Origin of the sequence: Vitreoscilla filiformis, assembly GCF_002222655.1 — a bacterium.
In the GTDB taxonomy this organism is placed as follows: Bacteria; Pseudomonadota; Gammaproteobacteria; order Burkholderiales; family Burkholderiaceae_C; genus Ideonella; species Ideonella filiformis.
Window position 1 is genome coordinate 3,176,753 of record NZ_CP022423.1, and the last position, 24,307, is coordinate 3,201,059.

Annotated in this window: 21 protein-coding genes and 1 pseudogene; 11 read left to right on the forward strand and 11 right to left on the reverse strand. The window is 63.6% G+C overall.

The features are described from left to right. Positions 1-78: 78 nt before the first annotated feature. The gene (locus tag VITFI_RS18020) at positions 79-720 is read left to right on the forward strand and encodes a hypothetical protein (protein WP_157725711.1); all 642 of its coding nucleotides are present in this window, start codon (positions 79-81) and stop codon (positions 718-720) included. 426 nt (positions 721-1,146) lie between these two features. Here VITFI_RS18020 and VITFI_RS18025 read toward each other — a convergent pair whose 3' ends face one another. Both VITFI_RS18025 and VITFI_RS18030 read right to left on the reverse strand, forming a co-directional pair. Then, on the reverse strand, positions 1,147-2,595 hold the full coding sequence (locus tag VITFI_RS18025; RefSeq protein ID WP_157725712.1) for a hypothetical protein: 1,449 nt from the start codon (positions 2,593-2,595) through the stop codon (positions 1,147-1,149). A gap of 84 nt (positions 2,596-2,679) precedes the next feature. After that, positions 2,680-3,345, reverse strand: a complete 666-nt coding sequence (locus VITFI_RS18030; RefSeq protein WP_157725713.1) for a hypothetical protein — start codon at positions 3,343-3,345, stop codon at positions 2,680-2,682. Positions 3,346-3,710: 365 nt separating this feature from the next. Here VITFI_RS18030 and VITFI_RS15045 point away from each other — a divergent pair, with 365 nt between their 5' ends. Both VITFI_RS15045 and VITFI_RS15050 read left to right on the forward strand, forming a co-directional pair. Next, complete coding sequence (locus VITFI_RS15045) at positions 3,711-4,526, forward strand: quinoprotein dehydrogenase-associated SoxYZ-like carrier (protein ID WP_089417669.1); 816 nt, start codon at positions 3,711-3,713, stop codon at positions 4,524-4,526. Positions 4,527-4,537: 11 nt separating this feature from the next. Further along, positions 4,538-5,614, forward strand: a complete 1,077-nt coding sequence (locus VITFI_RS15050; RefSeq protein ID WP_198301515.1) for a quinoprotein relay system zinc metallohydrolase 1 — start codon at positions 4,538-4,540, stop codon at positions 5,612-5,614. Here VITFI_RS15050 and VITFI_RS15055 read toward each other — a convergent pair. After that, complete coding sequence (locus VITFI_RS15055; RefSeq protein WP_089417670.1) at positions 5,573-6,676, reverse strand: substrate-binding domain-containing protein; 1,104 nt, start codon at positions 6,674-6,676, stop codon at positions 5,573-5,575. The two genes, VITFI_RS15050 and VITFI_RS15055, sit on opposite strands and share 42 nt — an antisense overlap. Before the next feature lie 169 nt (positions 6,677-6,845). Here VITFI_RS15055 and VITFI_RS15060 point away from each other — a divergent pair, with 169 nt between their 5' ends. Then, positions 6,846-7,892 (forward strand): hypothetical protein, encoded by a 1,047-nt coding sequence (locus tag VITFI_RS15060; RefSeq protein ID WP_089417671.1) that lies wholly within the window; start codon positions 6,846-6,848, stop codon positions 7,890-7,892. Positions 7,893-7,915: 23 nt separating this feature from the next. Here the strand turns inward: VITFI_RS15060 and VITFI_RS15065 are convergent, their stop codons facing one another. Then, on the reverse strand, positions 7,916-8,317 hold the full coding sequence (locus VITFI_RS15065; RefSeq protein ID WP_232476632.1) for a 4a-hydroxytetrahydrobiopterin dehydratase: 402 nt from the start codon (positions 8,315-8,317) through the stop codon (positions 7,916-7,918). A gap of 169 nt (positions 8,318-8,486) precedes the next feature. Here VITFI_RS15065 and VITFI_RS15070 point away from each other — a divergent pair, with 169 nt between their 5' ends. From VITFI_RS15070 to clsB, 4 genes are read left to right on the forward strand one after another with little or no spacing between them, the layout of a single operon-like run. Next, positions 8,487-9,416: a prenyltransferase gene (locus VITFI_RS15070; protein ID WP_157725714.1), complete on the forward strand. Its 930-nt coding sequence runs from the start codon at positions 8,487-8,489 to the stop codon at positions 9,414-9,416. Between the two features lie 47 nt (positions 9,417-9,463). Next, positions 9,464-9,967, forward strand: a complete 504-nt coding sequence (nudB, locus tag VITFI_RS15075) for a dihydroneopterin triphosphate diphosphatase (protein ID WP_089417673.1) — start codon at positions 9,464-9,466, stop codon at positions 9,965-9,967. Then, complete coding sequence (locus VITFI_RS15080) at positions 9,964-10,761, forward strand: endonuclease/exonuclease/phosphatase family protein (RefSeq protein WP_089417674.1); 798 nt, start codon at positions 9,964-9,966, stop codon at positions 10,759-10,761. Before nudB ends, VITFI_RS15080 begins: the two co-directional genes overlap by 4 nt. Then, entirely contained in the window at positions 10,740-11,990 is a 1,251-nt protein-coding gene (gene clsB, locus VITFI_RS15085; RefSeq protein ID WP_089417675.1) for a cardiolipin synthase ClsB, read from the forward strand. Before VITFI_RS15080 ends, clsB begins: the two co-directional genes overlap by 22 nt. Here the strand turns inward: clsB and VITFI_RS15090 are convergent. The 4 genes from VITFI_RS15090 to VITFI_RS15105 all read right to left on the reverse strand — a co-directional run bounded on the left by VITFI_RS15090 (position 11,896) and on the right by VITFI_RS15105 (position 15,531). Continuing rightward, positions 11,896-12,429, reverse strand: a complete 534-nt coding sequence (locus VITFI_RS15090) for a DUF805 domain-containing protein (protein ID WP_157725715.1) — start codon at positions 12,427-12,429, stop codon at positions 11,896-11,898. The genes clsB and VITFI_RS15090 overlap by 95 nt on opposite strands. Before the next feature lie 40 nt (positions 12,430-12,469). Next, a complete protein-coding gene (locus tag VITFI_RS18035; protein ID WP_157725716.1) occupies positions 12,470-13,060 on the reverse strand; it encodes a hypothetical protein in 591 nt (196 codons plus the stop codon). A 57-nt stretch (positions 13,061-13,117) separates the two neighbouring features. Further along, on the reverse strand, positions 13,118-14,716 hold the full coding sequence (locus VITFI_RS15100) for a thioredoxin domain-containing protein (RefSeq protein WP_089417678.1): 1,599 nt from the start codon (positions 14,714-14,716) through the stop codon (positions 13,118-13,120). 83 nt (positions 14,717-14,799) lie between these two features. Continuing rightward, positions 14,800-15,531 carry a DUF599 domain-containing protein gene (locus VITFI_RS15105; RefSeq protein WP_089417679.1) on the reverse strand — a complete coding sequence of 244 codons (732 nt, stop codon included), beginning with the start codon at positions 15,529-15,531 and terminating at the stop codon, positions 14,800-14,802. A 75-nt stretch (positions 15,532-15,606) separates the two neighbouring features. Between VITFI_RS15105 and VITFI_RS18270 the strand changes: the two are divergent. The 3 genes and pseudogenes from VITFI_RS18270 to VITFI_RS18280 form a co-directional block, all read left to right on the forward strand. Continuing rightward, positions 15,607-15,954, forward strand: a pseudogene (locus VITFI_RS18270) (FKBP-type peptidyl-prolyl cis-trans isomerase); the annotation flags it as partial. Positions 15,955-15,981: 27 nt separating this feature from the next. Continuing rightward, complete coding sequence (locus VITFI_RS18275; protein ID WP_198301776.1) at positions 15,982-16,311, forward strand: FKBP-type peptidyl-prolyl cis-trans isomerase; 330 nt, start codon at positions 15,982-15,984, stop codon at positions 16,309-16,311. A 30-nt stretch (positions 16,312-16,341) separates the two neighbouring features. After that, positions 16,342-19,884: a patatin-like phospholipase family protein gene (locus tag VITFI_RS18280; RefSeq protein WP_089417681.1), complete on the forward strand. Its 3,543-nt coding sequence runs from the start codon at positions 16,342-16,344 to the stop codon at positions 19,882-19,884. Here VITFI_RS18280 and VITFI_RS15120 read toward each other — a convergent pair. From VITFI_RS15120 to VITFI_RS15130, 3 genes are read right to left on the reverse strand one after another with little or no spacing between them, the layout of a single operon-like run. Further along, a complete protein-coding gene (locus VITFI_RS15120) occupies positions 19,871-21,349 on the reverse strand; it encodes a TIGR00341 family protein (protein ID WP_157725717.1) in 1,479 nt (492 codons plus the stop codon). The two genes, VITFI_RS18280 and VITFI_RS15120, sit on opposite strands and share 14 nt — an antisense overlap. Positions 21,350-21,386: 37 nt before the next feature. Beyond that, a complete protein-coding gene (locus VITFI_RS15125; protein ID WP_089417683.1) occupies positions 21,387-21,857 on the reverse strand; it encodes a cyanophycin metabolism-associated DUF1854 family protein in 471 nt (156 codons plus the stop codon). 13 nt (positions 21,858-21,870) lie between these two features. Continuing rightward, positions 21,871-24,168: a cyanophycin metabolism-associated ABC transporter gene (locus tag VITFI_RS15130; RefSeq protein WP_089418196.1), complete on the reverse strand. Its 2,298-nt coding sequence runs from the start codon at positions 24,166-24,168 to the stop codon at positions 21,871-21,873. Positions 24,169-24,307: the final 139 nt, after the last annotated feature.

Genomic DNA, 24,307 nt, shown 5'->3' on the forward strand with positions numbered 1-24,307 from the left:
CTTGTTTTAATCATGGCACGAAACAAACAAGGGTTTGTCTCGTATCCGCGACCCAGAACACTCCGACAAGGAGAGCTCATGAAAACACCCTGCTTACTGCTTCATCTTATGATCGCCGCCATTGCGACATCCGCACAAGCTGGCACCACGTCCAAAAACAGTGGCAGCTCAACAGCAGCCACGCGATCAGTATCGAACGCACGCCCCGTGCAACCGTCGACAACACGACTGTCCACAACAGAACTTAGACGCACAAAAGAAAACTACAACCAACATGTTTTAAATAACAAGCCTGATCCATACCCAAGCTTAATGAGAGGCACATCAAAAATAGCAGCAGGTCCTCAGGGAAGTAGTTTACTTGCAGTAGCCAAAATACCAAACTCAGGCAAGGGAAAATACTATAAAAATCAAGCCAACAAGGCGATCGCTTCCAACCAAGACGTTGCGAATACAATTCGCAAAAACCACCTACGGCCGGGTGAGACTTTAGTCATTGATCCTAAAGGATCGAAAAATCCGCATATCCAAGCGGAAGATGGCTCCCAAAAAAGACTAGAGTGGCATCATAGCCCCAATCATATTGGCTCCGTTTCACTTATCCCCACTGATACACATAGAATCACCGGCGGTAAGGCTTTGCTTCACTACGACAAAAAGAAGGGAGGGAATGAAATGTACAACACGCAATACAAACAAAGCCCAAAAAGCCAACCTTAAAACCCCATCGCCAAATCAGTCGATGGGGTTTTCTGCGTCTCTCTTTAGTTATTTTTTGTAAGGCTGCCGCCCGACCGCTGGGGACACCGGCGGTCGGGGCAATGCATTCACTCTCCGAGCTGAATGATCAACGGCCGGCTGATTTTGCGCCCCTGATCTTTGCGAATATTTTCGCTCACAAATACTAGAACACTGATCGTAGTCATTTCTAGCTCGATCCCTACACTGATTTAACTCGTCACCTCGCAGCTTCTCACAGTACCTCAGTTCGGAGTTTTTCTGCACTTGACAGTCTTTAATGCACTGCCGTCGGGCAGAATCATCACCCACGGCATAGGCCGCAGATGAACACATTAGCAATCCCAAAATAAAATAGAAAGTTTTCATCCTAACCTCGATCCTCTCAAACTCAAATATCTAACGACCTTAGTTGTGATAACACGGATTGTCACACGCAGCCATGCATGAGCCACGGCCATCACATGCATCTCGGCAATATCCCGCCTGAGCGAGGCAGCTATTTATGGCACTGTCCCGTTCGCGTCTGGCATTATCTGCATTTATTGACTCCCTCTCATGAGCCTCTTTCCACATCCTCCGAACCTGAGGAATCAACCTCTGAGGATCATAATTTTCAAACTTTTTAATAAAATTATCACAGTCTGCCGTCGTATATATAGCCGCAAAATCGTCCACGTACTCACGAGCCCACGCCTGACTTAACTTCACTTTTGCAGTCGCCAATCGCTTATCAGGATCATCAGCTTTGTACTTGTTTACAAAATTCTCCCAATCATTAACAGTTCGTGCAGCAGAGAACTCACGCCGGTAAACCGCAACCCATTCTTCACGTTCTTGCAATTTGCGCTTTTTCACCAAATCAGCAATCATACCCTCGGCACGAGGAACCAAACCATCATAATCCTTGCGTCTGTGCGTAGAAATAAAACCCCTTAGCAAATCTTCACTACCTGACGCCCCCCTAAACTCATCAACATATAAACGATGCAAATAAGGCTTTATTCTATTCTCAGCAACCCCAACCAATCCTTCAGGATCATATCCCTGAGAAAGATACCTCTTGATGGCATCAGCAACCATCGAATCCGAATTGGCAGCCGCCAATTCACTTCTATAAGTAAGGAGCCGCTTATGATCAACCAGCTTGCTATAAAAGTTTGGCGCAACTCTTGAAAGATCACCATCTTTTGCAAATGATTTTTTCAAGTCATTCGCCACATCAGAACTCACCTTAGAAATAGAATCGATTAACCCAGGAACCGCAACCACCAACCGCGACGCTCTGCCGCCCCCAGCATCTTTGTCGTTAATAGATCTTAAAATTGCACTGCGCAAGTGCCCATTATTTAAACTAACTTTATTGGCAACCGACTCCAATCTAGCACCCAACCCAGGATAATAATCTTTTCTAAAAGCAAAAACATCCAACAAATCCTGAACAACATCATAGTCTTTATTGGCATCAGCCTGAACACTAATAGAAAGCCCCCCAAACACACCCACACTTCGCATATCGCGAATCTGAACCACATAAGAAAAATCAGAGGATATGGCTTCCCCTTGGGGAGCTGACACTGCATGCTTAGAATACTTCTTTGCGTCCAGCACCTTATAAATAGTGGATGCACTCACCTCACCAGAAGAAACAGATTTGCAATCCGATGCTTTATACAACTCAAACCGAGGAGGCTGTCTTTTATTATTAAAAGACAAATAAACATACCCATCCAAGTTTTTTTGTGGTGGCATATAAATTACCTTATCCACTAAAGTTTCAGGAGAACCAACGGAAATATCACAAGCACGAGCCCCCCCCAACCCAAAAATAACAGCCAGAAAAATAATGATTTTCATACAGCACCCATTAATAACAAACGCCACCCAATCCCGCAAATTTTGACTCGCGACAAGCATTACCATCGCGAGCCAATACAGCGCTTACAGCTTCAAACCAAAAGATATCTGGGCTGTTTTATCCGTTCGATCGCCACTAGGAGTTGAATAAGAAAATCCCCCCACCCCCACCCGAACAAAATAACTCTTGTTGGCCAGTGCCGACTCTTTTCCGAACTGCCACTCAGCGTAAACCAGCTTTCTCCCCTTACTTTTTACTCCTTCAATTTCAAATCCAGGCTCAGATGAAGAACCCTGACTATTGAATGAAATTCTACTTGGGAAATCAAGCTGAACTCCTACTCCCATGGCGGCTCCATTTGCCATCGGGAAAAGTACCCCAGCATAAACAAATGGGGCAGCAACTTTCGTTTCATATGTAGAATCAGCTCCGCCACCAGAACCCAGCGCCAATTTATACCCAACACCAGCTTCTATTTCGTTCCAATCTCGGATTGGCGCGAATGTTGCAGAATATCCAATACTAAATTCAAATCCCGATGCACCCGCTTCTGCAAAGCGCGAGTTAGCAATTTGCTGAAGATTATCTTGCTTGTTGTACCCCAAAGAAATAAGCATTCCATGCGAAAACCGTGCTGTACCAGAAGACGCCTGTGCCAGGGCTTGCTCAATTTTTTCACCCCCCCCCTCTGCTGCGCTAGCGGCACCTGCGAACACAACAGCCAACATAGGCAACCATTGCTTGACCATAACAACTCTCCTTTGATAAGTAACCATGAAAGTTTGCCTCCCCCCCCCCCCCGTCAAGCAATTAATGTCGCAACCGTACAACATCCAATGCTTCAGACCGCTGAGTAATTAGCACCCTTAACGGCTATCGGATCGCAAAAAATTCTTATATATCAACAACTTAGCTTTTACGCAGTGTAAGTTTGGATACCAGTGAGGGATCTGCGATGCGAAGTAACCTGAACCATCAGAAGAGCCCAAACCGCTTTGTCGCAAATTGACCCACTGGGTCGGGTTTTTTCTCTCTAGCCAGCGCTGCGCCCCTCCGGTCTGATGCGGGTCACACCGGGGCGGAGGGCCCCGGTGCTCGTTTTGCCGGAGGCCGTATGTCAACCACCCGCCGCACCCTGAGCATCTGCCTGGGCGTGCTGCCTTGGCTCAGTTCAGGCGCGCTGCGCACCGCTGACGCCGCTTCGCCCCCGACGCCCGATCCGTTCGAAGGCGACCCGCTGCGCTCGCATCCGTGGCCGGACATTCGGCGCGAATACCTCGGCCCGAATGCCGTGGTCGCGTGGGATGCCCGCGTGCAGGTGCAAGGCCCCGCGTTTGCCGAAGATCCGATGAACGTGCCGATCAGCGTGCGTGTCGATCCGGCGTTGGGCCCGGTCGAGCAACTGATGGTGTTGGTGGATCGCAACCCGATTCGCCGGGTGCTGGAATTTTTCCCGGTGGCCGCTTTGCCGGTGATCGCGTTTCGCTTCAAGCTCGAACAGGCCTCGCCGGTGCGGGTGGCGGCGCGCACGGCCGATGGGGTCTGGCATGTGGGCAGCACCTGGGTGGAATCGGCGGGCGGCGGCTGCACCGTCAGCGGGGCGACGCGGCGCGATGGCACCTGGTCACAAAGCCTGGGCGAGGTCAGCGGGCGGCTGTTCACCAGCGTGCCGGGCACCACAGGATCGCGTTTGCGCTTGCGCGTCATGCACCCGCAGGACACCGGTTTGGTAGGCGGCGTGCCAGCGTTTTTCATCAACCGCTTGTCCGTGCGCGATGGCCAAGACCGTGAGCTGGCCCGCCTGCACGGCTACGAACCCTTGAGCGAGAACCCCGTGTTCAGCTTCGATTTTCCGCAGCCCCCGGTCGGTGGCGTGCGCGTCGTTGGCACCGACAACAACGGCAACCGCATCACCAGCCGGCTCGAATGAGGATCGCGACCATGCGCCGTGCCCCGCCCACCGCCACCCGACTGCTGATGATGGCCTGCCTGCTGGTGCTGCTGGCCGCCTCGCTGCCCGTGCTGGCGCAATCGACGCCCGCAGCCGCCCCGCCGCCACCCGCCGCCGATCCGGCGCAGCTCGACTACCGCTTGCAAGCCCGGGCTTTGGCACCGGGCGTCTGGGTGGTGGAGGGCGCGAATGCCGATTTCAGCGTCGCCAATGGCTGCAACATCATCAACACCGGTTTCATTGCCACCGGGCAGGGGGTGTTGGTGATCAACAGCGGCACCAGCCGCCGTTATGGCGAGCAGTTGCGCGCCCTGATCCAGCGCACCACGCCCGAACCGGTGATCGGGGTGGTACAGCTCAACTTGCATCCGGACTATTTCCTGGGCCACCAGGCTTTTGCCGATGTGCCGCGCTGGGCCACGGCGAGCACCCGGGCGGGGGTGGCGCGTGAAGCCGCGTCCTACGAAAACAACCTGTACCGCCTCTGCGGGGACTGGATGCGCGGCACCGAAGCCCTGCCGCCCGACCGCACGTTGGACGTGGCTGCCCTGGGCGGGCGCTGGCGCGTGGGTGAGCGCGAGTTCGAGTTGATCGAACTGCGCGGCCACACCGACTCGGACTTGGTGCTGATCGACCGGCGCAGCGGCGTGATGTTTGCGGGGGGGCTGGTGTTTGCGCAGCGCATTCCCACCACGCCGCACGCACAGATCGCCGATTGGCTCACCAGTTTGGACGCGCTGCGCACCCGCTGGACACAAGCGCCCCTGACGTGGCTGGTGCCCAGCCACGGCCCGGTTCAACCCGCCCTCACCGCCCTGCCCGCCGCCCAGCAGACGGGCGACTACCTGCGCTGGGTGGACACGCATTTCAACCAATGGGCCCGCCAAGGCTGGGACATGAACGAGGTGCTGCGCGCCCCCGTGCCGGCGGAATTCCAACGCTGGGCTGCGTTTCAAACGGAATACCTGCGCAACGTCGCCCACTTGTTCCCTCGCTATGAGCAACAGGTGATGCGCGCTGCGGGTTCAGCGCCCCCCGCTCCCGCCGGGCAACGCCCGGGCCAGTGACAGCGCTTGGCCGCTGTGTTCGCTGAGGCTGTGGCCGGGGATCTGCGCCAACGCCTCGGCCCATGACGGGCTTTGCAACGCCGCGCACAGCGCTTGCACGGCGGGGCGCTCCAAGGCGTCTCGCTCGCACACCAAAAAACCTTCCTCGGTCTGCACCAGTTGGGTGTGGAGACCAAAGCGGGCCGCCGCTGCGGCGTCGCCCAGGCCCACATCACCTGCCCCGCTGGCAATGGCCGCCGCCACCGCCACATGATGCGCCTCGGGCGCTTCGGTGTAGCCGACGATGTCCCGCGCCGCCACGCCTTGTTGTGCCAGCCAGAGATCGGCCAACAGCCGCGTCTGCGACCCTTCTACGCGGTTGACGTACCGCGCCCGCTGCGCCACCACATCGGCCCAGCCTTGCAGATGCAGCGGGTTGCCGGGCGCGCACATCCACACCAGCGAACGCCGCCCCCACGCGATGCACTGATAACGCCCCGATTTCAACCGCGCCCGCAGCGCCTGCCCCCAACCGGCTTGCCACGCCAGCGTGCTCGGCACATGGCACGCGGCCAGATCGCAGCGCCCTTCGGCCAGGGCGTGCAGTGCGTCCCCGCTGCGGGTGGGCTGCCAGGCCAGATGCAGCGCGTGCGTGCGGCCCAGCACCTCGCGCAAGTGGGGCCACACGGCCTCCGGACTGGCGCACAAAGTGAGAACGTCACGCGGGGCGCCCTCCAGCGCCTCACGCCACACGGCTTCCAACTCGGCACGCAACCCGTCGATCTGAGGCGCCAGACGGGCACGCGCCCGTGTTTCGGCCCACAGCAGGCGCTGGGCCAAAGGCGTCAAGCGGGCCGGTTGACCTTGCGCCCACACCACCAGCGCTTCACCCAGCGTTTCTTCCCACTGCTTGAGCGCACCCCACACATGCCGGTAGGACACCCCCAAAACCCGGGCCGCATGTTGGATCGAACCCTGGGTTTGCACGGCGCCGAGCATGTCGAACAGCGCATGGCGCACGGCCTCGCCGGCCTGTGGCTCCGGTTGCAACTGGTATTGCAGATGAACGTGGCGATGACGCATGAGCGGGATTGTCCGCGTTCCCGCACCGGGGGCTTTGTTGGCAAGAGATCACACCTGTTGTTATCCACAACTGGATGCATGTACAGTTCCACCCCTGGGGCGTTTCCGGATCGGCGCCCCAAGCCCCTGGCAGATCCGATGAACGATGCGTGATTCTGGAGCCTGCCCCATGATGCGTTCCGCACCCCCTTTTGTGCGCCCTGCCGCCCTTTGCTTCGGCTTGGCGGGTTTGACCACGGCAGTGGGCGTGTCGATGGCGGCAGCAGCGGCCTTGGAACGCGCACAAGCGCCCCTCGATCGAGGGCTGATGACGGCGGCGGCGGTGGCCCTGGCCTTGGGGGCTCATCTACTGCCCGCTTTGGCCCGACGCTGGGTCGGGGCCTGGGCCTTGTGGCTGGGCTGCGTGCTGGCCACGCTGTACGGCCACGCGCACTTTTTCACCGCGTCCAGCCAACGGGCCGGCGATGTGCGTGCCGAAGCCGTGCAACCCACCCAGCAAGCCCAAGCGTGGCAACGTGAACTGGACGGCCTCCAAGCCCGCCCTTTGACCGTCCTCGCCACCGAACAAGCCCGCGTCGAAAGCCGGTTGGCCCAAGCCGAAGCCACGTGGCAACGGTGTGAGCAACGAACCCCGGGCGCCTGCCGCACCGCCCAAGTGACGCTGGCGAGTTGGCGCGCCCAAGCGGCAGCGCATCAAACCGAGCGCGCCCAGGCCGAACGAGCGGCTGAATTGCACCGTCTGCTCACCGCTGCGGCGGCGCAGCAAGACGCACAGCGCCAGCAACAACAGCAAGACCCGGTGGATCGGCTCCTGGCAGGTTGGCTGGGTGTGCCCGTGGCGGGGCTGGGGTTGATGTCTTCGCTGCTGCAATCCTTGCTGGTGGAGTTGCTGGCGGCGGTGCTGTGGACACTGGCTTTGCATCCCGCAGCGGACGCCCGTCCGTCCGCACAAGCGGCCACCCCAGCCACACCGCTCGACGCCCCACCTGACGCGCCCACCACCACACCGCCCCGCGCTGCGCCAGCGCCGTCGAGCTCGAAGGGTGGCGCCGGCCACGGCACTCCACCGGCGACGCCCGCACCGCTCGGAGGGGGCGGTTCGTGGCCTTGGCGTCCGGTTCAAGCGGCCAGCCCAGCCCGGGTGCGATCGGCGCGTGGCCCGCGCACTGCCTCGGCCAGCACCGCACGGGCCTCAACCTCGGCGATCTACCACTGAGCGACGGCACGCCGCCCCTTCGCTCAGGCCGTGTGGTGCAGGATGCGGCGGTGAACTTCGTCGGCGTACGCGGCTTGGTCGAGGTCGCGTTGGGTGACGCCGTTGGCATCGTGGGTGGTCAGGGTGATGTCCACGCGGTTGTAGACGTTGCTCCACTCGGGATGGTGGTTGTGCTGCTCGGCGTAGAGCGCCAACTGTGTCATGAACGCAAAGGCTTGTTTGAAATCGCGGAAGAAGAAACGCCGCGTCAACAGGCCGCCGCGTTGGGGGGCGAACATCCAGTCCGGGTGATCCAAGCGCCAACGCGCCAGCACCGCCGAGGTGATCAACTCAGGGGCCAGCGGCTCATCGGCATCGCAGTGCGAGGGGCCCATGGCGGCCAGGCGGGCGGCGCTCGATAGGTGCGCGTGGGGAACTGTTTGCATGACGTCGTCTCCTGCCGATTGGCCCGACCGGACGGCGGGCCCACACCGCCAACATACCCAATTCGGCCCCGAGTCGGCAGAGGGAGAACGCCCAAAGCCCTGCCATCATCGGGGTTGAAACTTGATGGCGCGCAAGCCCCCACGCTCGCACTCCCGCAATCTACGCCGCATGACGATGACACTGTTTGCTTCTGCACAGCGCTGGCTGCGAGCCAGCCGACCGGGTTTCTTGGTGGTCAGCTTGGTGGCCGCCGTGCTGGGCGTGGTCATTCCCCAAGCCTGCGGCTGCGGCTGGGACGCCCCCGCCGCCGTGGCCACCGTGCTCCTGGCCGTGCTGACCCACGCCGCCGTGAACCTCTACAACGATTGGGGCGACGATCGACTCGGCTCCGATGCCATCAACACCCAGCGTTTGTTCCCCTTCAGCGGCGGCTCGCGGGTGATTCAAGAGGGGGTTGTCTCCGCCGAGGCGATGCTGACGGCGGCGCAGATTTTGGCCATCGTGGTGGTGGGCGGTGGCGTGATCTTGGCCGCACGCAGCGGGCCGGGTTTGCTGCTGGTGGGCTTGGCCGGGTTGGCGCTGGGTTGGGCCTACTCGAACCCACGCATTGCGCTGATGGGGCGGGGTTGGGGCGAACTGGCCGTGGCGCTGGGCTGGTGGCTGATCGTCATCGGGGCGGACTATGTGCAGCGCCACAGCTTCAGCGCCATCGCAGCGGTGGCGGCGGTGCCGCTGGCCCTGTTGGTGGCGGCGATTCTGTGGGCCGCCGAGTTTCCCGATGCCCAAGCCGATGCCGCCAGCGGTAAACACACCCTGGTGGTGCGTTGGGGGCCACGCCGGGCGGTCTGGGGTTATGCGGCCTTGGTGACCTTGGCCCACGGCTGGGTGGGGGCCTGGTGGTGGGTGGACTGGCTGCCCAGCACGGCCTGGTGGGCGTTGGGTGCGGCGCCGCTGTCCCTGGCGGCGGCGGTGGCGCTGGGGCGCCATGCCAACGAGGTGGCCCGTTTGCGCCCGGCCATTGCGTTGACCATCGCGGCGGCGGTGGGGCATGGGGTGTTGCTGATCGCCGCCTTCGTTGCCATTGCCCGGATGCGCTGAAAACATCCCGCATGACCCGGGTGATGGGGCGCAGCTAGCATCGCACCATGACCGCTCCCCCGACCTCCCCTCGCCCGCCCAAAATCCCCGAATCGGTGCTGGTGGTGATCCACACCCCGGCGCTGGACGTGCTGCTGATCGAACGCGCCGACGCGCCCGGTTTCTGGCAAAGCGTCACCGGTTCGAAAGACCATCTGGACGAACCATTGCCCACCGTCTGCGCCCGCGAAGTGCAAGAGGAAACCGGCATCATCGTCGGCAGCCTCGGCATTCCGGCTTCGGCGCTGCGGGACTGGGGGTTGTCCAACATCTACGAAATTTACCCACGCTGGCGCCATCGCTACGCCCCGGGCGTAACCCACAACACCGAGCACGTGTTCGGCCTGTGCGTCCCCCCGGGCACGCCGGTGCGGCTGGCGCCGCGTGAACACACCGCTTTCGTCTGGCTGCCCTGGCGTGAGGCGGCGGATCGCTGTTTCTCGCCCTCAAATGCCGAAGCCATCCTGCAACTGCCGCACCTGGCCTCCTGCGCTGCCTCGACTCAACCATGACCCACGCCATGGAGGCCACCGCCCCTGCCACGCTGCGCGTGGTCACCTACAACATCCACAAAGGCGTGCGCGGGGTGGGGCCGGTGCGTCGCCTGGAGATTCACCAGCAACGCCAAGGGCTGGCCGGCTTGGGGGCCGATTTGGTGTGCTTGCAAGAGGTGCGGCTGTTCCACCGGGGCGACGCACGCCGCTTCGCCCATCCTGAACGTGGATGGCCCGCCGACGGGCAAGCCGCCTGCCTCACCCCCGAAGGCTACGCCTGCGCCTACCGCACCAACGCTGTGACCCCGCAGGGGGAACACGGTAACGCGCTGCTGTCGCGTTGGCCGCTGCCGGAAGTGCATCACCACGATGTGTCCGATCACCGCTTCGAACAGCGGGGGTTGTTGCACGTGCCGCTGCGTTGGCACGATCGAAGTTTGCACATCATCGTGGCGCACTTTGGGCTGATCCACGCCAGCCGGCTGCGCCAGGTGCAGCGGCTCGGTGCCTATGTGCAACGGGCCGTGCCACCCGACGATGCCGTGTTGGTGGCCGGCGATTTCAACGACTGGCGCGGCCAACTCGACGGCCCCATGCGCCAAGCCGGCCTGACACGCGCCAGCGCACCGAACGAACCTCGCGGCGGGCACCGCACCTTTCCGTCGCGCTGGCCGGTGTTTGCGCTGGATCGGGTGTACGTGCGCGGCCTGCATGGCCTGCACAGCGAGGTGCCGCGTGGGGCGATGTGGACGCGCCTGTCGGATCACCTGCCCTTGCTGGTGGAGCTGGCGTGGATCACCCCACCCCAGTAACCCCCCAGCACGGGCCGCAGTGGATCGCCGGCAACCAAATCGATCTGCTGCGCGGCGGTGACGCGCTGTTTCCCGCCATGCTCACGGCCATCCGCCAAGCTCGGCACGAAGTCTGGCTGGCCACCTACATCTTTCAACTCGACGAAGCCGGGGCCCCGCTGTGCCAAGCCCTGGCCGATGCCGCTCGGCGCGGGGTGCGCGTGCGCGTGGTCGTGGACGGATTCGGCAGCCGGGATACCGTGGCCGCGTTGCGTCAACGCCTGGTGCCGGCGGGGGTGGAAATCGCCGCGTTTCGGCCTTTGGAACACGTCTGGCACTGGCTGCGCCCGACGCTGCTGCGCCGGTTGCACCTCAAGCTGTGCAGCGTGGATGGTGAGCGGGCCTTCGTGGGCGGCATCAACATCTTGGACGATCGCCGCAACATCGGCCATCCGCCCAGCGCCGTGCCTCGCTTTGACCTGGCCGTGCAACTGCGTGGCCCGGTGGTGGGCGCAGTGGTGCAAGCCCTGCGCGACGTTTGGGCCCGGGTGTTGCGCTGGCAACGCTGGCGCGCCCGGGTGCGGGACAGCTTGCACCACCCTTGGCAAGCGTGGCGCCAGCGCCGCCAACCTCGGGCGCTGGTCGCCCCACCGGCTCCGTCGGGGGCGTGCGGCGCCGCGACCGTCGCCCTGGTGATGCGAGACAACCGGCGCCACCGCCACGCCATCGAACACTGTCACTTGATGGCCTTGGCCCAAGCGCGTGAACACGTCGATGTGGTGACGCCGTATTTCTACCCGGGGCGCCACTTTCGGCAAGCGTTGGTCGATGCGGCGCGACGCGGGGTTCGGGTGCGTCTGCTGCTGCAAGGCAAGCCGGATTACTGGCTCGCCGGACTGGCCGCCCGCGTGCTGTACGACGAACTGCTGGCCGCCGGGGTGGAAATCCACGAGTACAGCGCCGCGTTCCTGCACGCCAAGGCCGCCCGGGTGGACGGCAACTGGGCCACGGTGGGCAGTTCGAACATTGACCCGCTGTCGCTGCTGCTGAACTTGGAGGCCAATGTGGTGGTGCGCGACCCGCGCTTCAACCAAGCCGTCACCGAAGCGCTGGCCCAGGCGTTGGCCCAGGCGCAACGCATCACGACGCCGCCGCTCAAGCCGGGCTGGCCGGCTTGGCTGGGTCGGACTGTGGTTCGGTGGATAGCCCGTACTTATCTGCGCCTGGCGGGTCTGCGCTTTCCGGACTGAGCCCCGCCCGGGCCGGTACCTCGCCCCCCGCACGGCGGCGGCGCACCGAGACATCCTGAACCTGGGGCGGGCCAAAACGATTGGCGCCGAGTGAGCCGGGGCGCAAGCCGTTGTCTAACAACAGCCACAACCAGCCGATCCACGCTCCCCTGGGCAGGAACATCAACAGCAACAGCACCACCACACCCCACCAAGCGGAGTGATCGCGGTCATGCCAGCGTTTGACCGACAGGGCCACCCCAGGCCACAGCAACAACAGCGGCAGTCGACGCTCCAGGCGTTCGTCCACGCCGCCGGCAATGTCCAGTAAAGCGGACACCACCAAGGTCAACACCCAGACACCGTGCCAAAACGTGGCCCGGTCGATGCGACCACTCAACCCAAAATAGAGCTGCCATGGCGACATGGCTTCCACACACAACCGGGATGACAAGCCCACGCTCCCTGTCCACAAGGTTCAAACGCCAATGGCGACGCGATCAAGCCTTCGGCTTGGGATTGGCTTTGGCCTTGGTGTCCGCCTTGGCTTTGGTGTCTGCTTTGGCCTTGGTTTTGGCGTCGGCCTTCACCTTCTGATCCTTGGCTTTCTTCTCGGCTTTGTTGGCGGCGGCCTTGGCTTTCTTGTCAGCCTTCGTCGCTTTGCCCGAATAGGCCAGCGCAGTGCCTTGGGCTTGCTTGCCCGCCTTGGCCGCCCGCGCCGGTGCATGGGCTGCGCGATCGGCAGGCTTGGCCACCTTGGGTTTTTTCTTCGCGTCCGTGCTCGCATCGGCCGTGCGCACTTCCTCGGCGGCAGGCTTGGCCACCACCGGCTTGGCCACCACCGGCTTGCTCAGCTCTGGCTTGGCGGCGGGCGGTGGGGTCGATGCATCGGCGGGCGCCACTGGGGTCAGGGGTTGAATCGGCATCGTCGGCTGCGAGGTCACCGGACGGACGATCACCGGCCCGGAAGCCGCCCCCGGCGACAGCACGGTGCCCGTGTCCTGTGCCAGCGCGGGGCCGACCAAGCCTGCGCACACCAGCCCCCATCCGACCACCCGAGCACGCTGCGAAAAGAAATGAGAAACACGCATGAAATGACTCCAAAACAATGAGGCACACACGGGCGACGTGTGAAAAAAACGTGTCCGTCACGCGCCCGTGGGACACGCGGATTGTGCGCTGCCCAGCGGGCTCACGCCATACAGGCTGACGGCGACTTGCAACAAAGCCGCGTGACTGGCAGGCTCCATGCAGATTTGCAGACGCAGCGCTTCCAGCACCCGCTGGGCGGAACGCCGGTCCTGCGTCCGACCCAAGCGGGCCAGCCCGGCCATGGCGCTGGCGTTGCCGGAAGGGAGAATCCGGTCGGCGCTGGGTTTGAGTCGATGCCACAGCGGTGGGGCGTCGTGCGAGGCCAAGAAAAAACCACCCTCGACGGGGTCTTCAAAGCGTTCATGCAGCGCATCGGCCAAAACGCACGCCAGTGCCATGTCACCGGGTTGGGGATCGGCGGCGTGCAGATCCAGCACGGCTTCCAACAAGAACGCATGATCGTCCAGCGTCCCATCTTCTCCAGCGCACGCCAACAAGCGGTCTTCAGGCGTCAGGCGGGTTTGGCACAGGTGCCGCAGCGTCTCACGCGCCAAGTGATGCCACGCCGGGCGGTGGCACACCCGCGCCCCCGCCACCAAGGCCCGCAGCATGAGCGCATTCAGCGCGGTGGATTGGTGGCTGTCGCGCAGGGTGGTGCCCCCGAGGGTGGCCAAGGCCGTGCAAAAACCACCTTGTAACGGCGGGCTGTGGGCCTCGCACAGCGTGGCTTGCAAATCGCGCAGCACAAACGCCACGGTGGCTTCCACCACCTGGGGCCACAAGGGATCGCTGTCCGACTGCGCCGCTTGGGCGTAGACCCAGGCCAGCATGGCGTTGTCGGCCAGCGTCTTTTCCGGCGAAGGCTGCTGCCAAGCCGGTGCTTGGCACGCATGGAAAAAACCACCCGCCGCCGCGTCGAACAGCGGACTTTGCGCCATGCAGCGCAGGCTGTGCAACGCCATGCGCCGAGCGGCTTCGTCGCCTTGCTGACCTTCATGCAACAGGGCGGCCAGCACCGTCGGATGCGCCTGCCGGGGCCAGCCACCGAAACCACCGTGCGGCGCGTCGTAAGCGGCCCCCCACTGCAAGCGGGCCTGGGTCATCCAGGCTCGGACATCGGTGTCGGCATGCCACAGCGGTGAACCCTCTGGGGCACCCTCGCCCAGCCGCTGGCGCACCGTGCGGGCTTGGGCGAGCAACCCATCGCGCTGATCGCACCACAAGCGGGCCACGGTGGACAACACATCCCCCATCCACGGCCACCCCTTGGCCCCTCCCGGACACGCCAAGCTGTGAAACGGCAGCCCCCGCGCCGAACAAAATACCATTTGCGGTGCCCATCCCACCCGCGACCCAGGTTGCAGCACCTCGTGGGCCTGCTGGAACAACTGATCCAAATCGGGCCGGCAGGCACGATCCACCAACACATTGACGAAACCGGTGTTCATGTGGCGGGCGGTGTCCGCCTGGCGAAAACACACCTGCGCCAGATGCTGGCTGGCCGGGCTGGTGGTATGGCCAAGGAACACCAACAGCGGTTTGTTTTCGGCTTGGGCTCGCGTCAACGCCTCCGAGCCCCAGATGTGCCAATCCACGGGATGCTGGGCTTGCTGGCGCACAAACGCCGACGGGTGATGGGCCAAACGATGGGGCATGACAGGCGCTCCGGTCTTCGCAAACTCCGACAAACAGGGGCGGCAGGTTAGCCCGCAGCGGTGTCAGCGTCTTTGCGCCGGATTCAACCGGGTGCGTCTGGCCCCGTTTCGGGCTGGGCCAACAAGGTCAGCACATCGGAGTGGAATTCGCGCCGGTACAGCACCCACACCACACTCCACGAAGCCGCCAAAAACGCCCAGGGCGACACAAACCACGCCACCACGGCAAACGCCTGGTAGTAGGCGCGCAGCCCATCGTTGAACGACTCGGCGGCCAGCGCCATGACGCCCCCAGCCCGGTCGGCGAAGGCTTGGCGTTGTTCGTCCGTCCAACCATCGTCGCGGTTGGGGGCGGCGCCCACGAGCAAGGCGCCGAAGCTGTACTGCCGCATGCTCCAAGTGAAACGGAAGAAGGCGTAAATGAAGATGGCCGTCAACAACGCCAGCTTCAGATCGAACACCAAGGCGCTGGTGCGGGCGGCAAACGGCAGCTCGCGGGCCAGTTCGGCGGCTTTCTCCGCCGTGCCCAGCACCGCCAGCAAGCCACCGATGATCAGCAGCGTCGTCGACGCAAAAAACGACGGGCTGCTCGACAGCACCTGCACCACCGAGCCGTCGATGATGCGGTTGTCCCGGTACGTGGAACGCAACATCCAGCGCCGGCGCTCGCGGTTGGTGGCCGCCAGGATGGTCATGTGGGTGCGGGAGCGCCGCTTGGCAAACAAGGCGTAACCCACCCAACCGATAAAGAACAACCCCAACGCCAGCCAGTCTGCCCAGGGCAAGAGGCCCAATACATCCAACGTCAATCTCATGCGCGGCACTGTAGTGGGCGATGGCATGATCGGCCACTCTTTCGTGGCTCGACCTTCATTTTGGAAAGTGTTTTCATGATCACCACCCCCAGCGGTTTGCAATATGACGACGTGGTCACCGGCAGCGGTGCGCCCGCCCGTGCCGGCCAAACCATCACCGTTCACTACAGCGGCTGGCTCCACGACGCCCAAGCCCCCCAACAACGCGGCCGCAAGTTCGACGCCAGCCGTGACCATGGCGAACCCTTCGAATTCCAACTGGGTGCCGGCATGGTCATCCCCGGTTGGGACGAGGGCGTGCAAGGCATGTGCGTGGGCGGCAAGCGCGTTTTGGTCATCCCGCCCGAACTGGGCTACGGCGCCTACGGCGCGGGCGGTGTGATTCCGCCCAACGCCACGCTGGTGTTTGAAGTTGAACTGCTGCCCACGCCGGAGCGTCCGCAGTTGGTGATGGTGGACGAGGTGGTCGGCAGTGGCGCCACGGCGCGGGCTGGGCACACCGTGTCGGTGCATTACACCGGCTGGCTGTTCGACCCGAGCGCCCCGAACCAACGCGGCCGCAAGTTCGATTCGAGCAAGGATCGGGGCCAACCCTTCAACTTCCCGCTGGGCGGTGGCCGGGTGATCAAGGGCTGGGACGAAGGCGTGCAAGGCATGCAAGTCGGTGGCCGGCGCGTGCTGACCATCCCGCCGCACCTGGGCTACGGTGCCCGGGGCGCGGGCGGTGTGATTCCGCCCAACGCCACCTTGGTGTTTGAGGTCGATCTGCTGGCGGTTTGATCCCTTCTTCTCCCCTGCCCGTGCATCATCATGAACTTGCCCCCTCCTTCCGCCGCCCCGGTTGAGCCGGCCGATGATGCACCCGTCGGGGACGCCCTTTCCGGCTCTTCCCCGCTGATCCGCCAGATGGTGCAGGAGCGACGGCAAACCCTCTGCCGCACCTCCGATGGCCCCCCAGCGCCGAATCTGGACGGGCATGGGCTGTGGGGGCTGGCGCTGTCGGGTGGGGGCATCCGCAGCGCGATTTTTTGTTTCGGGCTGATCAAGGCGCTGGCCGGGCAACGCCTGCTGAATCGTTTTGATGTGCTCTCGACCGTGTCGGGCGGGGGTTACATCGGCTCGGCGTTGGGCCGGCTGTTCGATGCCGCCAAACCCGCCGACGGCACCCCCGGCCACGGCCAAACCGCTGCCCACATCGAGCGCCAACTCGGCCAGGCCGACGCAACGTGGTTCGGCCATTGGCTGCGCGCCAATGGGCGTTATTTGTTTCCTCAAAGCGCCAACGGCGTGGTGTACGCGCTGGTGATTTACCTGCGCAACTTGCTGGCCATCCACGTCGAAATCGGCGTGCTGGGTTTGCTGGTGGGGGCGGTGCTGGCGGTGCTCAACCTCAGCGTCTGGACGCTGGGCCTGGAACACGTCAGCAACTGGGACACCTGGATGGGCCACCGCACCGCCTGGCCCACCCTGTGGCTGCTGCTGCCGGCGCTGGCGCTGCCAGTGGGCACTTATGCCTGTGCTTATTGGTCGGTGGGCGAGCGCCCTGGGCCGGCGTGGCGCCGGTTGCGGTGGTTCCACACGGCGATTTGGGTCGGTGTCATGGCGGCATCTGCCCTGCTCGGATGGTTGGACGACGCTGGGCGCTGGCCCGCGTGGTTCGCCCCGGTCGGCTTGGGTGCTGGGGCGATGTGGGTGAGTGGCCATCTGCTGGCCCTGCGCACCGTGGCCGCGCACCAAAGCGCCGACGTGCCACCCCACGCCTGGGCCGAAGCCGTGCGCCGGGACTTGACCGTGCCGCTGGAGCGCCTCGGTCAATGGGGCGTGGCCTTGTTCACCCTCGGGCTGCTGGATCGCGTGGCCTGGTATCTGGTGTTCGAAGGCGGCAGCGTGACTTTGTTCAGCACGGTGTTGGCGCTGCTGGCCATGGCGGCCCGCGCCGGCATCCCCCGCTGGACATCGGGCGATGGCACCACGAGTTTGGCGGGCCGCAGCGTGTCGTTGGTGACGCTGGCGCACTGGCTCGGTTTGGGGCTGCTGGGGATGCTGTGCATCGTCTGGGTGTGCGCGGCCTATGCCTTGGTGATCCGCTACACCGCCCTGATGACAGGCACCAGCTTGGATGTGGCGGCTTCCCTGGGCGCCGCCTGCGCCTTGGCGCTGACCTGCTTGGCCTACATGGCGGGCACAGGTTGGAGTGTGGATTTCCTCAACCTGTCTTCCCTGCACGGGTTTTACCGTTCGCGCCTGGTGCGGGCGTTTTTGGGGGCGGCCAATCCGCAACGTTTGCCCGCTACGCCGGCATCCTCGGTGCTGCAACGCACGCCCGCTGGCCAGCCCATCACCACCGTGGTGCGGCAAGACGCCCCCGGCGATGATGTGCTCATGACCGACTACGCCCCCCACCGCGCTGGCGGGCCGGTGCATCTGCTCAACATCTGCGCGAATCAAACCCTCGACCAAGCCAACGGCCTGCTGAACCAAGACCGCCAAGGCCAAGGGTTGACCTTGGCGCCGCACGGGCACATCCGCCTGGGCCTGCGAGGCTGGCAACGTCCGCCGCGAGCCATGCCGGAAACGCTGGGGCTGTGGATGGCGGTGTCCGGCGCCGCGTTGGCCCCCGGCCTGGGCAGCATGACGCGCACCGGCATTTCGGTGCTGACGATGATCGCCGGCCTGCGCCTGGGTTATTGGTGGGATTGCCGCGACGAAACCCCCACCACCGCCCGCTCGTGGCGCGAGCGCCTGGGGCGACTCAACCCGCTGCGCAAAACCCGGCTCGTCACCCAAGAGATGCTGGGCAAGTTCGACACCCGCCCCGACAGCTACTGGTATTTGAGCGACGGCGGCCACTTCGAAAACACCGGCGCTTATGCGCTGCTGGCCGAACGCGCCCGCCTGATCGTGGTGGCCGATTGCGGCGCCGATCCGACTTACGCCTTCGCCGATTTGGAAAATTTGGTGCGCAAGGCGCGCATCGACATGGGCGTCAAAATCACCTTCATGCGCCCGACGCACAACGCCCCGGCGTCGGTGCTGGGCGGGCTGGACGACTTGGCTTCCCCGGAGAGCCAAGCGTGCATCAGCGTGGCCCACATCGCTTATGCGACGGGGGAGGAAGGGGTGATGGTTGTCGTCAAACCCAACATGTACCAAGGTTTGCCGGTCGATCTGGCCAACTTCAAGCGCGACAACCCCGACTTTCCGCAGCAAACCACCACCGACCAATCGTTCGACGAAGCGCAGTGGGAAAGTTACTTCGTGCTCGGCCAGGCGCTGGGCCAGAGTTTGGGGCACGGCCAGTTGTTGGAGCACCTGGGCGGGGTGCAGGCTCAAACGCACTTGCGCAGCCACTTTGAACCCGACACCACCGTGCGCGCCACCGACACCCCACCCGCTGCCGGGGCCACCGCCACGGGCCGCACGCCGGCCCGCACGGCCATGCATCCGGTCGTGAGTGCGTCGCTGGGTTTGGGCGCTGTCGCCACGGCCAGCCTGGGGTTGTGGCAGGGCCTGGACACCCTGCGCACCGACCGCGACAAAGCCGACGAACTGCAACGCAGCACGCTGCAACAGTTGGTCGATGGTTACGCCAGCGGCCAGCGCAACGCCACGCAATTGGGCGCGACGGCGGCCCGGCTGATCGGTTTGGTGACCCAGCCCGCCGACGGGGGTTGCGACGAGGCCAGTACCGCCTGGTTCCGCCGTTCGAGCCTGGGCCAATGCGTGCTGCAAGACACCTTGCAGCGCTGCTCGGACACCCCCGCATCCAACACCCTGCTGTGCAAAATGCTGCTCAGCCCGGACGTGTTGAGCTGCCTGCGGGCTGGCCCGGGCGCCACGGCGCAAGGTGGGCGCTTGCGCTACTGGGGCGTGCAAGAGGAAGCCCCCTCAGGCGATTGGGACGAGTGCGGCAGCAGCAACAGCAGCACCGCCGCCGCCGTGGCGGCCACCCGCCCCACCGCTGCGCCCGGCGCTGCCACCAGGGCCTCCCCCGCGACCGAAGCGACGACCCAGGTGTGTGCCGGCGTGGTCATTCACAGCCAAGTGTTCAACCCGTTGCAACGCGAACGGCTGCGCACGTACCGCGACTTGTGGAAACAAGCGGGGGCGTTGGTGCCGCCGCCGGTCAACGTGTTGGCGGAGTCCCTGCGCTCGGGCCAACCGCGCCCGGAAGCGCCGCAGGCCGTGACGTTGATCTACCACGACGACACCGCCAAGCAGTGCGCCCAGGCCATCCAAGCCAGCATGTTGCCTTCGGCCTGGACAGCCAGCGCCAGCGTGCAAGCCCTGCCCAGCCATTTGTCGGCCATGCCGCGCACGCTGGAGATTCGTTGGCCGGCTACTTTGCCTTGACGCTGTTGCTTTGCACTTCCACGACCAGCCGGATTTGCGTGCCCGGGAGCCGCTGCCGCAGCCAGTCTTCGATCTTGGTGCGCTCTGCGGCGCTGATCGGGCGGTTCACCCCGAGGTTCAGCAACACGTTGGACGATGATGGCACCGCCGCTGGCGCGCTGGCGGCCTGGGATTCGACCTGCCAATGCAAGGCCTGCGGCGCCAGCCACACCGCCTGAACCTGCGGCAACAAGGCCCGCAGCTCCTGGGGCAGTTGTGCCAATTGTTGTTGCCGTTCGGTGTGCGCCTGCAATTGGGATCGCAGTTCGGCGATGGTTTGATCGCGGCCTTCCAGGGCTTGTTGGCTCTTGGTGTAGAGATCGCTCAACAGCCCTGTTTTGAGTTCGGTCACGTCGAGTTTGGCGGAGTCGGCTTGGTGGACATCGAGCCGGGCACGGCTCAGGCCAGCGGCAGCCAGGCGCTCGGCCACACTCGCCAGCCGCTCGGCGGGGACGTGCTCGCCGACCAAAGTCACGTCGATGGCGCGGGCTTTGGGGTCGATTTGGGTTTGGGTCACGTGGGTGCGGGGGAAGCTGAACTCCGTGCTCACAAACCGCGCCGCCCGGGACTTGAACACTTCTTCCTGCACCAACTGGTAGGCCAAGAACACGCTGGGCAGCACCGTGACGACCACAATGGTCATCATGTAACTGCGCACCCGCCGGGCCACGCGGGTGTCCACAAAGGTTTTTTCTTGGACGTGGAAGGCGCGTGTCACCAGCGCAGCGGCCACGGCGATGAACACGCTGTTGATGGCGAACAGGTAAAACGCCCCGAAGAAAAAGGTGGCGTTGGCGTTGGCCAGGCCGTAGCCGGCGGTACACAAGGGCGGCATCAGCGCTGTGGCGATGGCCACACCGGGGATGACGTTGGATTTTTCCCGGCGCGTCAAGCCGATGATGCCGGCCAAGCCACCAAGCAGGGCGATCAGCACATCCCAGATGGTCGGTGTGGTGCGCGCCAGCAGCTCGGACTGGGCGGCACTCAGCGGCGTGAGGGCGAAATACAGCGTGGAGGTCAACAGCGCCAGCAGCACCGCCACGCCGAGGTTTTTGAGTGATTCGCGCATCAACTGAAAATCGTTGATGCCCACCCCGTAGCCCAGGCCCATGAGCGGGCCCATCAGGGGAGAAATGAGCATGGCGCCGATGATCACCGCCGTCGAGTTGACGTTCAGCCCCACCGAGGCCATGACGATGGCCAACACCAGCACCCACAGGTTGGTGCCGCGCATTTCGACGCCTTGGCGCAAGGTGTGGTCGATCACCTCGTCCGGGGCTTTGTCCTCGCTCAGATGGAAGCGGTGCAGGGTCTGGCGGCGCCAGTAGCGCAACAACGGGCCCAGTCCCTCGTGGGGCGCGGGCGGTTGTTCAATGTCGGGTAAGGGAGACAGCGGGGACGGATGAGAACGGGTCTGGCGACGCACAGGGCACACCTTGGGGCGATGAACACGGTTCGCAGTGTCAGAGAAAACGCTCCAACAACCTCCGCGACCCCCGATCCAACCCGAACCGATCCGCCACCACAAAATGCAGCCCGTGCCCGCTGGCGATCAGCAAACGCCCCGGCTCGGGCAAGCGGCGGATGTCCTCCTCGGCTTTGAGCAGCAGCGTGGTGCGGCCCCGGTCGGTTTGCACGTCCCACTGGCTCGGCGTGGCAAAGGTGCTCACGCTCACAATGCGCTCAATCACCGGCAGGCACTCGCGCTGCGCCAGCGCCTCCTCCAGCACCTGACGCGCCGCCGTCGGCAACTCGTCCAGGTGATTCACCCACAGCCGCTCGCGCCCGTCGCTGCCCACCAAAGAAATGTGCGCTTGGGGCTCGGCCAGCGGGAAGGCGCGCACGGGGCTGATGTCCTCGTGGCGCACGCCGTCGGCGGTGGTGAGAACGAGGCGGCCAAAGGCGTCGCGGGTCAACGTGATGTCAAGGCTCATGGATGCGGCTCCTTCACGCGGCAGTGTGGGCATTGGGCTGCGGCACTTGATGCGCCAACAACGCGGCTTCGTGCTCCAAGCCCCCTTCGCCATCGGCTTCAGCCCGGCGAGCCTGGGCTTCGTACAGACGCCAGTACGCGCCTTGCGCCGCCATCAACGCATCGTGCGGGCCCACTTCGACCACCTCGCCGCGATCCATCACCACCAAGCGATCCGCCTTGCGCAACGTGGACAGCCGGTGCGCAATGGCAATCGTGGTGCGGCCTTGGACGAGGTTGTCCAGCGCCTTTTGGATTTCCTTCTCGGTTTCGGTGTCCACCGCCGAGGTGGCTTCGTCGAGGATGAGGATGGCCGGGTCGATCAACAGCGCCCGGGCAATGCTGATGCGCTGTCGCTCCCCACCCGACAAACCTTGGCCGCGCTCGCCCACCAGCGAGTCATACCCTTGCGGCAAGCGCAGGATGAACTCGTGGGCGTGCGCAGCGCGGGCAGCGGCGATGATTTGTTCGCGGGTGGCGTCCGGCTTGCCGTAAGCGATGTTCTCGGCGATGGTGCCAAAAAACAAAAACGGCTCTTGCAGCACCAGGCCAATGTGGCGGCGATAGTCACCCACGGCGTAGCGGCGAATGTCCGTGCCATCGACGAGGATGGCGCCCTCGGTCACGTCATAAAACCGGCAGATCAAGTTGACCAGCGTGCTCTTGCCCGAACCGCTGTGCCCCACCAGGCCGATCATTTCACCGGGGCGAATGTCCAAGTTCAAACCCCGGATCACCGAGCGGTTGCCGTAGCGGAACCCAATGTCGCGGATCGTCACCGCGCCTTGCAGCCGCGCCGCCGAGGGCACAGGCTGCGCCGGCTCGGGCACGTTGGAGACGTGATCCAGGATGTCAAAAATGCGCTTGGCCCCGGCAGCGGCTTTTTGCGTCACCGACACGATGCGGCTCATCGAATCCAAACGCCCATAAAACCGCCCGATGTAGGCCAGGAACGCCGACAGCACGCCCACCGTGATGTCCCCCCGGCTCACCTGCCAGATGCCAAAGGCCCAGACCACCAGCAACCCCATGTCGGTCAACAGCGTGACGGTGGGGGAGAACAAGCTCCAGGTTTTGTTCAGCTTGTCATTGACCGCCAAGTTTTGCTGGTTGGCCTCTTTGAACCGCCCCGACTCGCGCTTTTCCTGCGCAAACGCCTTGACCACACGAATGCCCGGAATCGTGTCCGCCAGCACGTTGGTCACATCACCCCAAACGCGGTCGATTTTTTCGAAACCGGTGCGCAGCCGGTCGCGCACGGTGTGGATCATCCAAGCGATGAAGGGCAGCGGCAGCAGCGTCACCAGCGCCAGCCAAGGATTGATGGAGAACAGGATGATCGAAGTCATCAGCAGCATCAGCACATCGGTGGCGAAATCCAGCGCGTGCAGCGACAGAAACACCGAGATGCGATCCGTTTCCGAGCCGACGCGGGAAATCAAATCCCCCGTGCGCTTGGCGCCGAAGTAATCGAGCGACAGGGTCATCAAATGATCGAACGTTGTGGTGCGCAAGTCGGCGGCGATGCGCTCGCTCACCAGCGCCAAGATCCAGGTGCGCGCCCAACCCAAGCCCCACGCCAGTAAACCCGAACCGAGCAAGCCCGCCAGCAACAGCAGCACATAACCGGTGTCGATTTGCTGCCCGCTCTGGAACGGAATCAGCACCTCGTCCATCAGCGGAATCGTCAGGTACGGTGGCACCAAGGTGGCCCCCGTGCTGGCCAGCATCAGCAGAAAACCCGCCAGCAACTGGCCCTGATACGGCTTGGCAAACCGCCCCAAGCGCAGCAGCACCCACGTGGACGGCGGCGTGTTGAGTTCACGCTCACAGGCGGGGCATTCGTCGCTTTCGGGTGGCAGCGGCGCGTGGCAGGTGGGGCACAACGCGGGGTCGTTCGCTTCGGTGGTGGCGCCGCGTGCCAGCTCGTCCAGCCGCTGTTCAAACCGCCGCACAAAACGCAGCGCTTGCACGTTGAGCGCCAGCGTGCAGCGCCATGCCATCACGCGCTCGGTTTCGGTTTGCAGCGTCAGGGTGGCGATGCCGGCGTGGTCGTGGTGACGCAGTTGCAACCCGGTGCGCAGCGGCCAACTTTGCCACTCGGAAGCCCCGGCCATGCGGGCCAACAGGCGCTGATCGGTCAGCACCAACTGGCCGCTGGCGAAGTGCAGCCGGTCGTTGAGGTCAACGTCACAGCGGGCGATGACGTTTTCGGCACACGCCAGCGGCACCTCATTGGCACCCACAACAGGTTCTGAAGAAGAAGAATGCATGGCAGCGACCACCAACCCCAACACAGCAAAAGCTTCGGATTCTGCGCCAACACCTTCCCAAACCCAGCGACTTCATCCCTGGTGGATGCGCTGAGACCCCAACGTCAAGCGCAGAATCACCCAGAATCCCCATTGCGGG

Excerpts from the sequence above, each read along its gene's own strand:
- VITFI_RS15105 (WP_089417679.1), bottom strand. The coding sequence starts at position 15,531 with ATGAGATTGACGTTGGATGTATTGGGCCTCTTGCCCTGGGCAGACTGG.
- VITFI_RS18020 (WP_157725711.1), top strand. The coding sequence starts at position 79 with ATGAAAACACCCTGCTTACTGCTTCATCTTATGATCGCCGCCATTGCG.
- VITFI_RS18275 (WP_198301776.1), top strand. The coding sequence starts at position 15,982 with ATGGTGGACGAGGTGGTCGGCAGTGGCGCCACGGCGCGGGCTGGGCAC.
- VITFI_RS18035 (WP_157725716.1), bottom strand. The coding sequence starts at position 13,060 with ATGCGTGTTTCTCATTTCTTTTCGCAGCGTGCTCGGGTGGTCGGATGG.
- VITFI_RS18030 (WP_157725713.1), bottom strand. The coding sequence starts at position 3,345 with ATGGTCAAGCAATGGTTGCCTATGTTGGCTGTTGTGTTCGCAGGTGCC.
- VITFI_RS15045 (WP_089417669.1), top strand. The coding sequence starts at position 3,711 with ATGTCAACCACCCGCCGCACCCTGAGCATCTGCCTGGGCGTGCTGCCT.
- VITFI_RS15070 (WP_157725714.1), top strand. The coding sequence starts at position 8,487 with ATGACGATGACACTGTTTGCTTCTGCACAGCGCTGGCTGCGAGCCAGC.
- VITFI_RS18280 (WP_089417681.1), top strand. The coding sequence starts at position 16,342 with ATGAACTTGCCCCCTCCTTCCGCCGCCCCGGTTGAGCCGGCCGATGAT.
- VITFI_RS18025 (WP_157725712.1), bottom strand. The coding sequence starts at position 2,595 with ATGAAAATCATTATTTTTCTGGCTGTTATTTTTGGGTTGGGGGGGGCT.
- VITFI_RS15130 (WP_089418196.1), bottom strand. The coding sequence starts at position 24,168 with ATGCATTCTTCTTCTTCAGAACCTGTTGTGGGTGCCAATGAGGTGCCG.
- VITFI_RS15055 (WP_089417670.1), bottom strand. The coding sequence starts at position 6,676 with ATGCGTCATCGCCACGTTCATCTGCAATACCAGTTGCAACCGGAGCCA.
- VITFI_RS15100 (WP_089417678.1), bottom strand. The coding sequence starts at position 14,716 with ATGCCCCATCGTTTGGCCCATCACCCGTCGGCGTTTGTGCGCCAGCAA.
- VITFI_RS15125 (WP_089417683.1), bottom strand. The coding sequence starts at position 21,857 with ATGAGCCTTGACATCACGTTGACCCGCGACGCCTTTGGCCGCCTCGTT.
- VITFI_RS15050 (WP_198301515.1), top strand. The coding sequence starts at position 4,538 with ATGCGCCGTGCCCCGCCCACCGCCACCCGACTGCTGATGATGGCCTGC.
- nudB (WP_089417673.1), top strand. The coding sequence starts at position 9,464 with ATGACCGCTCCCCCGACCTCCCCTCGCCCGCCCAAAATCCCCGAATCG.
- VITFI_RS15060 (WP_089417671.1), top strand. The coding sequence starts at position 6,846 with ATGATGCGTTCCGCACCCCCTTTTGTGCGCCCTGCCGCCCTTTGCTTC.
- VITFI_RS15065 (WP_232476632.1), bottom strand. The coding sequence starts at position 8,317 with ATGCAAACAGTTCCCCACGCGCACCTATCGAGCGCCGCCCGCCTGGCC.
- VITFI_RS15080 (WP_089417674.1), top strand. The coding sequence starts at position 9,964 with ATGACCCACGCCATGGAGGCCACCGCCCCTGCCACGCTGCGCGTGGTC.